The 12,626-nt window shown below is 39.9% G+C and carries 9 protein-coding genes; 8 read left to right on the top strand and 1 reads right to left on the bottom strand.

Translation table 11 applies throughout. The features are described from left to right. The first annotated feature begins 37 nt into the window (after positions 1 to 37). The 4 genes from hydF to QUE18_RS09460 all read left to right on the top strand — a co-directional run bounded on the left by hydF (position 38) and on the right by QUE18_RS09460 (position 5,249). A complete protein-coding gene (gene hydF / locus QUE18_RS09475) occupies positions 38 to 1,246 on the top strand; it encodes a [FeFe] hydrogenase H-cluster maturation GTPase HydF (protein ID WP_009204363.1) in 1,209 nt (402 codons plus the stop codon). 119 nt (positions 1,247 to 1,365) lie between these two features. Next, the gene (gene gltX / locus QUE18_RS09470) at positions 1,366 to 2,826 is read left to right on the top strand and encodes a glutamate--tRNA ligase (RefSeq protein WP_008392510.1); all 1,461 of its coding nucleotides are present in this window, start codon (positions 1,366 to 1,368) and stop codon (positions 2,824 to 2,826) included. Next, entirely contained in the window at positions 2,819 to 4,681 is a 1,863-nt protein-coding gene (locus QUE18_RS09465) for an ATP-dependent helicase (protein WP_009204364.1), read from the top strand. Before gltX ends, QUE18_RS09465 begins: the two co-directional genes overlap by 8 nt. After that, entirely contained in the window at positions 4,671 to 5,249 is a 579-nt protein-coding gene (locus tag QUE18_RS09460; protein ID WP_009204365.1) for a DUF1653 domain-containing protein, read from the top strand. Before QUE18_RS09465 ends, QUE18_RS09460 begins: the two co-directional genes overlap by 11 nt. A gap of 29 nt (positions 5,250 to 5,278) precedes the next feature. On the opposite strand, the gene QUE18_RS09455 is transcribed toward QUE18_RS09460, so the two are convergent. Continuing rightward, positions 5,279 to 5,596: a DUF1292 domain-containing protein gene (locus tag QUE18_RS09455; RefSeq protein WP_008392507.1), complete on the bottom strand. Its 318-nt coding sequence runs from the start codon at positions 5,594 to 5,596 to the stop codon at positions 5,279 to 5,281. Positions 5,597 to 5,740: 144 nt separating this feature from the next. Between QUE18_RS09455 and QUE18_RS09450 the strand changes: the two genes are divergently transcribed. From QUE18_RS09450 to QUE18_RS09435, 4 genes are read left to right on the top strand one after another with little or no spacing between them, the layout of a single operon-like run. Further along, complete coding sequence (locus QUE18_RS09450) at positions 5,741 to 6,907, top strand: cation:proton antiporter (protein ID WP_009204366.1); 1,167 nt, start codon at positions 5,741 to 5,743, stop codon at positions 6,905 to 6,907. Between the two features lie 52 nt (positions 6,908 to 6,959). Further along, positions 6,960 to 7,898, top strand: coding sequence for a M14 family metallopeptidase (locus QUE18_RS09445; protein ID WP_008392505.1), 939 nt, complete (start codon positions 6,960 to 6,962; stop codon positions 7,896 to 7,898). Continuing rightward, entirely contained in the window at positions 7,895 to 8,842 is a 948-nt protein-coding gene (locus QUE18_RS09440; protein ID WP_008392504.1) for a M14 family metallopeptidase, read from the top strand. The genes QUE18_RS09445 and QUE18_RS09440 overlap by 4 nt, the downstream gene beginning before the upstream one ends. Before the next feature lie 13 nt (positions 8,843 to 8,855). After that, complete coding sequence (locus QUE18_RS09435; RefSeq protein ID WP_040344500.1) at positions 8,856 to 12,611, top strand: phosphoribosylformylglycinamidine synthase; 3,756 nt, start codon at positions 8,856 to 8,858, stop codon at positions 12,609 to 12,611. Positions 12,612 to 12,626 lie beyond the last annotated feature (15 nt).

The following is a 12,626-nucleotide window of genomic DNA, read 5'->3' as shown; positions in this document are numbered from 1 at the left end:
AGTTAACGATCCATAAAGACAGACAGGAGGAAATCATATGAGTTTAAATGCAACACCAAGAGGAGACAGAATTCACATCGCATTATTCGGGAAACGAAATGCCGGGAAGTCAAGTGTTATCAATGCTATGACGAATCAGGAATTAGCGATCGTATCCGATGTCAAAGGAACAACGACAGATCCTGTATACAAGGCAATGGAACTTCTGCCATTAGGACCAGTAGTTATGATCGATACACCGGGACTTGATGATGAAGGAGAATTAGGAGAAAAGCGAGTCAAGAAAGCAAAAGAAGTCTTGGCGAAGGCAGATATCGCTCTTGTGATCATGGATGCTACAGCTGGTATGACAGAGTTTGAAGAAGATATGATACGTTTGATCGAAGACCGGAAGATTCCTTATCTGAAAGTCTACAATAAGATGGATATTGCCAATGCCCAAGAATGGAAAGAAGACAAATCCTGCTTTGTCAGTGCAAAGGATAAAAAAGGGATCTGGGAGTTAAAAGAAGAGATTGGGAAACTGGTTCCAACGGATGATGACACGCTAAAGATCGTTGGAGATTTGGTCTGTCCGAATGATTTTGTGATCTTAGTCGTACCGATCGACAGTGCAGCACCGAAAGGCAGACTGATCCTTCCACAGCAGCAGACGATCCGTGACCTTTTAGAAGCAGGAGCAGCCTCTATTGTTGTAAGAGAAACGGAATTAGAAAAGACATTAGAAGAGATCGGCAAGAAACCAGCATTGGTCATTACAGACTCTCAGGCATTTGGCAAAGTCTCAAAGATTGTGCCAGAAGATATCAAACTGACTTCATTTTCGATTCTGTTTGCAAGATATAAAGGTGATCTGGAAGAAGAAGTCAGAGGAGTGAAAGCCTTGGAACATTTAGAAGAAGGGGCGAAGATCTTGATCGCGGAAGGATGCACTCATCACAGACAGTGCGATGACATCGGAACGGTGAAGATCCCAAGATGGTTAAAACAATATACAGGTAAGGATTTTGATATCCATACAAGCAGTGGAAACTCTTTCCCTGAAGATCTGGATACTTATGATCTGGTCATTCATTGTGGCGGATGTACTTTAAATAGAAGAGAGATGAAAAACCGTATCGCAAGAGTCAAAGATGCAGGTGTTCCGATCGTGAACTATGGAATCTTTATCGCGGCAACGCAGGGAATCTTAAAGAGAACCTTAGAGCCATTTGAGGAAGCTAGCAGGATCTTAAATGAGATTTAAGACGGATTGTTTCAAAAAATCAACATAAATTAACGAAAATCAATAAGACTGCTTCTTTACAAAGAAAGATAAGTTTTGTAGAATAGAAAGATAGAATTAAAACCAAATGGGAGGAAATCATGAGCAAAGTAAGAACAAGATTTGCACCAAGCCCTACAGGGCGTATGCATGTAGGTAACTTAAGAACAGCCCTTTATGCATATCTGATCGCACGTCATGCAGGCGGAGATTTTATTTTAAGAATTGAAGATACAGACCAGGAAAGACAGGTAGAAGGGGCAGAAGAGATTATCTACAATACCCTTAAGAAAGCCGGAATGAACCACGATGAAGGACCAGACATCGATGGTGGAGTCGGACCATATGTTCAGAGTGAGAGACAGGCACAGGGGCTTTATTTAAAATATGCAAAAGAACTGATCGACAAGGGAGAAGCATATTACTGTTTCTGTGATCAGGAGAGATTAGACACACTGAAAGTAAAATCAGGAGATGTTGTGATCAGTCATTATGACAAACATTGCTTAAACTTATCCAAAGAAGAAGTTCAGGCGAAATTAGACGCAGGAGTACCATATGTTATCCGTCAGAATAACCCAACAGAAGGAACAACATCTTTCGTTGATGAGATTTACGGAGAGATCACAGTGGATAATATCGAATTAGATGATATGATCCTGATCAAATCGGATGGATATCCAACATACAACTTCGCAAACGTAGTTGATGACCATTTAATGGGAATCACACATGTAGTTCGTGGTAATGAATACTTATCATCTACACCAAAGTACAATCGTTTATATGATGCATTCGGATGGGAAAAACCAGTATACATTCATTGTCCACTGATCACAGACGAAGAACATCACAAATTAAGTAAGAGAAAAGGTCATTCTTCCTTCGAAGATCTGATCGAGCAGGGATTCTTGCCAGAGACGATCGTAAACTTCGTTGCATTACTTGGATGGAGCCCAGGAGGAGAACAGGAAATCTTCTCATTAAAAGAATTAGAAGAGATCTTTGATTACAAACATATGTCTAAGACACCAGCGGTCTTTGATATGAACAAGATCAAATGGATGAATGGTGAATATATCAAAGCCATGGACTTCGACCGTTTCAAAGAACTTGCTATGCCATATGTAACAGAGACAATTCACAGAGAGATGGATTTTGATAAGATCCTTTCTATGGTGAAGACAAGAATTGAGTTATTCACAGAGATTCCGGGACACATTGACTTCTTCGAAGCAGTTCCAGAATATGATGTAGAGATGTACAAACATAAGAAGATGAAGACAACACCTGAGACTTCATTAACCGTATTAAAAGAGATCTATCCAGTGATCGAAGCACAGGAAGATTTTACAAATGATGCATTATATGAGATGTTAGTATCTTTTGCAAAAGGACATGAGTACAAGAATGGTTATGTAATGTGGCCAGTTCGTACAGCAGTCTCTGGAAAGCAGATGACACCAGGTGGAGCAACAGAATTAATGGAACTTCTGGGAAAAGAAGAATCATTAAAGAGAATCAATGATGCGATCGCGAAACTGGAGGCAGCACTTGCATAGCCAGCTGAGCAAGGCACAGAAAGAAGCAGTGATGCACAAAGATGGACCGATGATGGTACTTGCAGGACCAGGTTCAGGGAAGACACTTGTGATCACAAAGAGAATTCAATATTTGATATCGCACTATCAGATCCCACCGCAGCGGATTCTGGTCATTACATTTACCAGAGCAGCAGCGAATGAGATGAAAGAGCGGTTTTGGCGGCTGGCAGGGGAAACCCTGCCGGTTTCTTTTGGAACCTTTCATTCTGTGTTTTTTACGATTTTAAAATATGCCTATCACTATAGTGCAGATAATATTCTGCCGGAACATAAAAAATATGACTTTATCCGTGAGATCATCACAGATCATGAGTTGGAGATTGATGATGAAGCAGATTTTATGCGTCAGATCATACAAGAGATCAGCTTAGTCAAAGGGCAGATGATCCCTCTTGCCTATTATCACAGTGGATGCTGTGGGGATGAAGTGTTTAAAGAAATTTATCGTGCATATGAAGAAAAACTGCATGAGAACCGTTGGATCGATTTTGATGATATTTTGGTTTATACGTATGAGTTGTTAAAAGAGCGTGAGGATATCAGGAAAGCATGGCAGCAGAAGTTTCCATATATTTTGATCGATGAGTTTCAGGATATCAATAAGATTCAGTATGAGATCGTCAAGATGTTAGCAGGAGAGACAAAGAACCTCTTTATCGTAGGAGATGATGATCAGTCTATTTATAAGTTTCGAGGTGCAAGACCAGAACTGATGTTAAATTTTCCAAAGGATTTTGAGAATACCAGACAGGTGATCTTAAACCGAAACTATCGTTGCGGGGAAGAGATCGTACAGGTTGCGGAAGATATCATTTCTTATAATACAAAACGTTTTGAAAAGAAGATGCAGGCAAGAGAAGATGCTGCAAGTATGGTTGAGGTCCGTACATTTAAAGATCACTATGAGGAGAATAAGCATATCATTTACACGATCAAGGAAGAGATGGCAAAGAAGACACCGTTATCCCAGATCGCGATCCTTTATCGGACCAATCAGGGACCAAGACAGCTGATTGCTGCATTGATGGCATACAATATCCCATTTTATATGCAGGATGCAGTGCCGAATCTGTTTGATCACTGGATTTCCAAAAATATCATAGATTATATGCACCTTGCGATGGGAGATCGCAAAAGAAGCACATTTTTAAGAGTCATGAACCGCCCCAAGCGTTATATCAGCAGGGAATATCTGACCGAATCACAAGTGTCATTTGATGATCTGTTAGACAAGGTCAAAGATAAACCATGGCTTTATGAATATGTAGAAGATTTTAAGGAAGATCTTCGGATCATGAAGAATATGACTCCGTTGATGGCGATCAATTATATCCGGAAATCCGTGGGATACAATGCGTATTTAGCAGAATATGCAAGATTTCGCAAAATTCAGGAAGAAGAATTTACGCAAGTATTAGAAGAACTTCAGGAGAGCGCAAAAGGCTATGATACATATGAGGCATGGTTTGATCATATCAAAGAATACACCGAAGAATTAAACCGCCAGTCAAAAGAGAATCAGAAAGAAAAAGAAGGGGTTGTGGTCAGCACGATGCACAGTACCAAAGGATTGGAATTTGAACGTGTCTTTTTGCCAGATGTCAATGAAGACGTGATTCCACATAAGAAGTCCATGAAAGAAGAAGACGTGGAAGAAGAAAGACGTTTGTTTTACGTTGGAGTTACAAGAGCCAAGAAATATCTGCACATCTTATCAGTAAAGAAACTTTATAACAAAGACAGCAGGCCGTCAAGGTTCGTAGAAGAACTAAGAAGCCGTCAGGAGAAAAGAGGTGTTTTGCATGGAAAATAGAGCGATGCCAAGAGCAGGCGAATTTTATATGCATTTTAAAGGAAAACTTTATCAGATCGTTACGGTTGCAATACATACAGAGACAGAAGAACCATTGGTGGTCTATCAGGCAATGTATGGAACGTTTAAGACATATGCAAGACCACTTGCGATGTTCTTAAGTGAAGTCGATCATGAAAAATACCCAGATGTGCAACAGATATACCGTTTTCGGAAAGTAGAACTGTGTGAAAATGCAGGAGACCAGTATGGTATAAAAATCACGGAGACAGAACAAGATTCAGAGGCAGAACTGGTTGATGAAGTGACAGCACAGGAAAATGAATATGATGAGACAGAAGAAACAGCAGACATTGAGCCACTGTTGAAATTCTTAGATGAAACAGATCTTCATGAGCGCCTGAATATTTTATTACAGTATAGAGATCAGATCACAGAAACGATGCTGGAATCCATGGGTATGGCAATGGATTGTGTCCTGAATGGAAAAACTCTGGAAGAAAAGTATTATGAACTTGACAAAGTGATCCGAACAAAACTTCAATATGAAAAAAAGCCCCGCATATAAGATGCAAGGGCTTTTTTATTAATATCATATTATTCTTCGTCTTCTAAGATCTCATCTAAGACAGCAGTGACTGTCTCATATTCTTCGTCTGTTTCAATGTTGTCAAGACTGAAAGTATCAGGATCTTCAGGGTCTTCGTTGTAACGATATAAAAGTAAAGCCCCTTCTTCGTCATCACTTTCTAAGTCTTCAACAGTGATCAATGCGATATATTCCTGATCATCTAATTCTTCTACAGAGAATAAAGCAATCACTGCACAGTCTTGTTCAGTTCCATCTTCTAATTCTAAATGGAGCACAGGAGTTTCTTCTTCGATGATATTATCTACTTCGTTAAATTCACTCATTTTGATACCTCTTTTCTTAGTCTTTTCTCCACTATACTAAAGGATCATAAAAAAAGCAAGAAAAGGATAAAAAAAGATCACTTTGTCTAAGAATTGACAAGAAAAAACAGGTATGATACGATACGAACTAATGGAGGTAAAACAATGGAAGAATATAAGTTTTTGCTGGATATCGCAATCATTCTGGCAATGACCAAGTCTTTTAGTCTTGTGTCGAAGAAGTTTAACATGCCGCCAGTCGTTGGAGCATTGATCGCGGGAATCATTTTAGGACCAGTGGTCCTTAATGTAGTGAGTCCTTCAGATTCAGTTTTAAATCTGGCTGAAGTAGGTGTAGTTGTTTTAATGTTTCAGGCAGGTCTTGAGACAGATATTGATGAGTTGAAGAAGAGTGGAATTCCTGCATTCGTCATTGCGTTATGTGGAGTATTGATCCCACTTATCATGGGAGCTGTTTTATCCGTTATATATGGAAATAATATCATGGAATCGATCTTTATCGGAGTGATCCTAACAGCAACTTCAGTAAGTATCACAGTAGAAGCCTTACAGGATATGGGACATTTAAAAGGAAGAGTCGGAACAGCAATCCTTGGGGCAGCGATCATTGATGATATCTTGGGAATCGTTTTATTATCAATTATGACAAGCCTTGGGGGAGCATCTGGATTCCATATTCAGGCAATCCTTAAGATCTTGATCCAGATGGCAGCATTCTTTGCGATTTCTATTATCGGTGGAGTTGGGATCAAGAAGTTCTTTGAGTGGCTTTCTACTTATAAGAATCCAGAGATTGAACGTCATAGAAGAAGAGTTCCGGTGTTTGCACTTGCATTTTGCTTAGCACTTGCATTTCTTGCAGAAGTGTTTGGAATCGCTGATATCACAGGTGCATATCTTGCAGGGATCATTTTATGCAGGCTCCCAGAACGATTTTATATATACAACAAGATTGAAGTTTTATCGTATATGCTGATCACACCAGTATTCTTTGCAAGTATCGGTCTGAATGTAAACATTCATGGAATGACACAGACGTTGATCATCTTTACGATCATTTTATGTGTGATCGCAGTGATCTCGAAGATCGCGGGATGCGGTTTTGGAGCATTGTTGTGCAAATATACGAAGAGAGAATCTGTACAGATCGGAGCAGGAATGGTATGCCGAGGTGAAGTTGCACTGATCGTTGCACAGAAAGGAATTTCTGTTGGATTATTATCAGAAGTTTTCTTTGCACCAGTGGTTATCATGGTCCTCGTCACAACACTCTTATCACCGATCATATTAAAAATGTTATTTGCAAAATAAGAAAAGTAAAATATTTACGATACAGATAAAACAATAGAAAAGAGGCTTTAATATGATAGACACAGTCGTATCTGTAAAACTTCCGATCGGAGAGATGCTAAGGATCAAAAGAAATCGTCTGATGCCGGATGTGGTGACTGGAGAGGAGAAGAGAATCTGTCTGGTGTCTGGAATCTACGGAGATGAGCTTGGCGGACAGTATATCTGCGGAGAGATCATTCGCCGGATCAAGGCAGAATTTGAGAATTTGACAGGTATTGTCGATGTGTATCCGGCGGTCAATCCATTAGGACTGGATGCACGAACAAGAGCAGTACCAATCTCAGATATCGATTACAGCAGTGCATTTCCAGGAGACATCAATGGAGGTCTGGAAGATTATACAGCAGCTAAATTGATCGAAGATATTAAAGGAGCATCCTGTTGCATTGATATTCATTCTAGTAATATCTTTTTGCAGGAAGTTCCTCAAGTACGTTTAAATAACGATTACGATGAGACATTACTTCATCTGTCAAAATATATGAATACGGATCTTGTCTGGATCCATCCTTCTCAGACAGTGAATGAAGGAAGTTTAGCTTTCACTTTAAACCAGATGGGAATCCCAACTATGGTTACGGAATCCGGTGCAGCATTTCGTATCCGTTACGAGTACTGCCGCCAGATTATAGATGGAATTTTTTCGGTGATGGCAGAACTTGGTATCTGGAAGGGAAAGGTTCAAGGCAAAACAAAGGTTCCGTTTATCCACGAAGACCAGATCTTTTATTTAAATTGTGAATCCAGTGGATTGTTTGTTTCTTACAAGCGATTAAAGGATCCGGTAAAGAAAGGCGAGATCATAGGGATCGTACAGAATCCTTTAATGGGAGCAACGGAAGAAGAAGTGGTTGCCCCAACCGATGGTATTTTGATGACATTAAGAGAACATCCAAGTGTAACGGAAGGGTCCTTGGTAGCCAGAGTGATCGGAGGGAATGCACTATGAAAAAAGAAATCATATATTCCTCAGGAAATTACTTAAGAGATGAGTTTAAGATCGAAGGATATCTCTTTGGAAAACAAAGTGAAGGATCAGAACCAGCGGCATGTATTGTCGGAGCAATGCGTGGAAATGAATATCAGCAGTTATATATTTGTTCTCAGTTAGTCAAACGTTTAAAAGAACTGGAAAACAGTGGTGCGATCGTTGGAGATAATCAGATTCTGGTCATTCCATGTGTGAATAATTTTTCAATGAATGTCGGAATGAAATACTGGGTATCTGATAACAGTGATATCAACCGTCAGTTTCCTGGGAATTTTGACGGGGAACCAACAAGCCGTCTGGCAGCACATTTATTTGAACGGGTTAAAGGATTCCGCTATGGAATCCATTTTGCATCATTTTTCAGAAGTGGGGATTTTGTGCCACATGTGCGAATGCCTGCAACAGGAAAAGAAAGCACCAGCCTTGCAAGTCTGTTCGGGCTGCCTTATGTATTAACAAGCAAACAACGAAATTTTGATAAAAAGACATTAACTTATAACTGGCAGATCAATGGGACGGATGCATTTTCGGTATATTCTGGGGAAACAGATAATATCGATGTGAATCTGGCCAGGAAGGCTGTATCTGCCGTGCTTCGCTTCTTGACTCGAATGGGTATTTTAAAATATAATTGCCATAACGGGTATATTGCGAGTATTATAGAAGAAGAGGATCTTGTATCCGTCAAAGCAAGTGCTCCGGGATTCCTAAGACGTTTTGTGACGATCAATGAGGAAGTTAACCGAGGTCAGCTGCTTGGTGAAGTCATTAATCCATATAATGGAGAGATTTTATCAGAGATCCGTTCAACGGCAGATGGGATCATATTCTATGCCGAGGATCAGCCAACGATTTTGGAAAATGCATCTGCATTTCAGGTGATTAAGAAACTACATGAATAAATGGGAGGAAATCATGGGAGAAGTTAGAAGAGTCTATGTTGAAAAGAAAAAAGACTACGCAGTAAAAGCAAAAGAGCTGCATGCATCATTGAAGCAGTATCTTGGACTGGATGTCGAATCTGTTCGTGTCCTTGTCCGCTATGACATCGAGAATCTATCCGATGCAAGTTATGAAAAAGCACTGGTTACAGTATTTAGTGAACCACCAGTTGACGACGTGTATGAAGAGACATTACCACTTGCCGATGGGGAAATATCTTTCAGCGTTGAGTTTCTGCCAGGTCAGTTCGATCAGAGAGCAGATTCTGCACAGCAGTGTGTGAAACTGTTGAATGAGGACGAAGATGCCCTGATCAGAAGTGCAACAACTTATGTTGTAAAAGGTGACTTAACTGACGAACAGTTAGAAGCAGTCAAAGAATATTGCATCAACCCAGTTGACTCAAGAGAGGCAGCTGCAGACAAACCAGAGACATTAGTGATGGATTTTGAAGAACCAGCAGATGTTAAGATTCTGGATGGATTCAAAGATATGGAAGAAGACAAATTTAAAGAATTATATGATTCTTTAAATCTTGCTATGACATTCAAAGATTTCCTTCATATCCAGAATTATTATAAAGGAGAAGAAAAGAGAGATCCTTCCATGACAGAGATCCGTGTACTGGATACTTATTGGTCAGATCACTGTCGTCATACAACATTCTCTACAGAACTTACAAGCATTGGATTCCAGGATGGATTTTATCGTGCACCATTAGAAGAAGCATATTATTCTTACATGGATGACTTTGAAGAGATGTACAAAGACCGTGATGACAAATATGTCTGCTTAATGGATATGGCATTAATGGCGATGAAACGTCTTAAAAAAGATGGAATTCTTGACAATATGGAAGAAAGCGATGAGATCAACGCCTGCAGCATTGTTGTACCAGTAGAAATTGATGGTAAGGAAGAAGAATGGCTGATCAGTTTCAAGAATGAGACACATAACCATCCAACAGAGATCGAACCATTTGGTGGAGCGGCAACATGTCTTGGAGGAGCGATCCGTGACCCATTATCAGGACGTTCTTATGTATATCAGGCAATGCGTGTTACAGGTGCTGCTGATCCAACAGTCCCATTAAAAGACACATTAAAAGGTAAATTACCACAGTATAAGATTGTAAATGAAGCTGCGAATGGATACAGTTCTTATGGAAACCAGATCGGTCTTGCAACAGGATATGTTAATGAAGTATATCATCCAGACTATGTTGCAAAACGTATGGAGATCGGTGCCGTTATGGGTGCAGCACCTAGAAAGAACGTGATCAGAGAGAACTCTGACCCAGGAGATATCATCATCTTATTAGGTGGAAGAACAGGACGTGACGGTTGTGGAGGAGCAACAGGATCATCTAAAGTTCATACAGAAGAATCTATCGAGACATGTGGAGCTGAAGTTCAGAAAGGTAATCCACCAACAGAACGTAAGATCCAGAGATTATTCAGAAGAGAAGAAGTCAGCCGTCTGATCAAGAAATGTAACGACTTTGGTGCAGGTGGAGTTTCCGTAGCGATCGGAGAACTTGCAGATGGTCTGGTTGTAGATCTTGATAAAGTACCTAAGAAATATGCAGGACTTGATGGAACAGAATTAGCGATTTCTGAATCTCAGGAACGTATGGCTGTTGTTGTAGATCCAAAAGACGTAGATCAGTTCCTTGCATACTCTGCAGAAGAGAACTTAGAGGCTGTAGAAGTTGCTGTTGTAACAGAAGATCCAAGATTAGTACTGAAATGGAGAGGAAAAGAGATCGTTAATATCTCAAGAGCTTTCCTTGATACAAACGGAGCACATCAGGAAACAGAAGTATTTGTAGAGATCCCTCACCGTGTAGAATCTTACTTTAACCGCAAAGACGAGACAGGTACATTTGAAGAAGTGTGCAAGAATACATTATCTGATCTTAATGTATGTTCACAGAAAGGTCTCGTAGAGAGATTCGACAGCTCTATCGGAGCAGCAACAGTTACAATGCCATATGGTGGAAAATACCAGATGACACCAATTCAGACAATGGTCGCAAAACTTCCAGTATTGAAAGGGGAATGCGATACAGTCACAATGATGAGTTATGGATTTGATCCATATCTGTCCAAATGGAGCCCATTCCATGGAGCAGTTTATGCGATCACAGAATCTATCGCGAAGATCGTGGCTACTGGTGGAGATTATAGAAATATCCGCCTGACATTCCAGGAATACTTTAAACGTCTTGGAGAAGATAAGACACGCTGGGGACAGCCGGTTGCAGCACTACTTGGTGCATATCAGGCACAGATGGGATTTGGACTTGCATCGATTGGTGGAAAGGACAGTATGTCTGGAACATTCAATGACATTGATGTACCACCAACACTGGTATCTTTTGCAGTCGATGTAGCGAAGACAACAGATGTTATCACACCAGAACTTAAGAGAGCAGGAAACCGTCTGATCCGTATCTGTATCCCAACAGATGCATACAATCTTCCAATCTATTCTGAAGTGAAGAAAGTATACAAACGTATTACAAAACTGATCAAAGATGGAATTATCAAATCTGCATATGCAATTGGCGGCGGAGGAGCTTTAGAAGCAGTTGCCAAGATGGCATTTGGTAATAAATTAGGTGTGATCTTTGATGAAGAAGTAGAATTAAAAGACTTAACAGATCCTAAGTTTGGATCATTTGTTGTTGAAATGAGCACAAGAGATGTTCATAAACTTGCGATTCCAGGATTAATGTTAGGTGAGGTTACAGACAAACATGAATTTGTATTTGGTGACGAAGTTGTAACATTAGAAGAAGCGATCGATACATGGAAGAAACCATTAGAGAAAGTATTCCCAACAAGATCTGAAGGAGATCAGAGCATCGTTGATACAACAAGACACTATATAAAAGGAAATATTTACGTATGTAAGAATAAAGTTGCAAAACCAAATGTATTTATTCCAGTATTCCCAGGAACAAACTGTGAATATGATTCAGCGAAAGCATTTGAACGTGCAGGAGCGAACGTGATCACAAAGGTATTTAAGAACTTAGATGCACAGGGAATCCGTGATTCAGTGGAAGTTTTTGAAAAAGCGATCAAAGAATCCCAGATCATCATGTTCCCAGGTGGATTCAGTGCCGGTGATGAACCAGATGGATCTGCAAAATTCTTTGCAACAGCATTTAGAAATGAAAAATTAAAAGAAGCAGTCATGGATCTGTTAAATAACCGTGATGGACTGGCACTTGGTATCTGTAACGGATTCCAGGCCCTGATCAAATTAGGACTTGTTCCAGAAGGTAAAATCGTAGAACAGAATGCGAAATCACCTACACTGACAACAAACCGCATTGGTCGTCATATTTCTAAGGTTGCTTATACAAGAATTGCTTCTAATCTGTCACCATGGTTTAACAATGTACATGTAGATGATATCTTCAGTATACCAGTATCTCATGGAGAAGGACGATTCGTAGCAGATGAAGATGTGATCCAGAAACTGTTTGAAAATGGACAGGTAGCAACACAGTATGTTGACCTCAATGGTGATCCTACAATGAATGAAGAATTCAATCCAAATGGTTCTTACCATGCGATTGAAGGTATCACAAGTCCAGACGGAAGAGTCCTTGGTAAGATGGGACATTCAGAACGTCGTGACAGCTATGTAGGAATCAATATTTACGGACAGAAAGATCAGAAGATTTTCGAATCCGGAGTAGAATATTTCAAATAAGAGTACAAAAAAAGA

It is taken from the genome of Anaerostipes hadrus ATCC 29173 = JCM 17467 (genome assembly GCF_030296915.1).
GTDB lineage: Bacteria > Bacillota > Clostridia > Lachnospirales > Lachnospiraceae > Anaerostipes > Anaerostipes hadrus.
This window is presented reverse-complemented; position numbering and strand designations above follow the sequence as displayed.

What these genes read in the sequence shown, in the direction of transcription:
- QUE18_RS09455 (WP_008392507.1), bottom strand. Translation starts at nt 5,596, where the DNA reads ATGAGTGAATTTAACGAAGTAGATAATATCATCGAAGAAGAAACTCCT.
- hydF (WP_009204363.1), top strand. Translation starts at nt 38, where the DNA reads ATGAGTTTAAATGCAACACCAAGAGGAGACAGAATTCACATCGCATTA.
- QUE18_RS09450 (WP_009204366.1), top strand. Translation starts at nt 5,741, where the DNA reads ATGGAAGAATATAAGTTTTTGCTGGATATCGCAATCATTCTGGCAATG.
- QUE18_RS09435 (WP_040344500.1), top strand. Translation starts at nt 8,856, where the DNA reads ATGGGAGAAGTTAGAAGAGTCTATGTTGAAAAGAAAAAAGACTACGCA.
- QUE18_RS09460 (WP_009204365.1), top strand. Translation starts at nt 4,671, where the DNA reads ATGGAAAATAGAGCGATGCCAAGAGCAGGCGAATTTTATATGCATTTT.
- QUE18_RS09445 (WP_008392505.1), top strand. Translation starts at nt 6,960, where the DNA reads ATGATAGACACAGTCGTATCTGTAAAACTTCCGATCGGAGAGATGCTA.
- gltX (WP_008392510.1), top strand. Translation starts at nt 1,366, where the DNA reads ATGAGCAAAGTAAGAACAAGATTTGCACCAAGCCCTACAGGGCGTATG.
- QUE18_RS09440 (WP_008392504.1), top strand. Translation starts at nt 7,895, where the DNA reads ATGAAAAAAGAAATCATATATTCCTCAGGAAATTACTTAAGAGATGAG.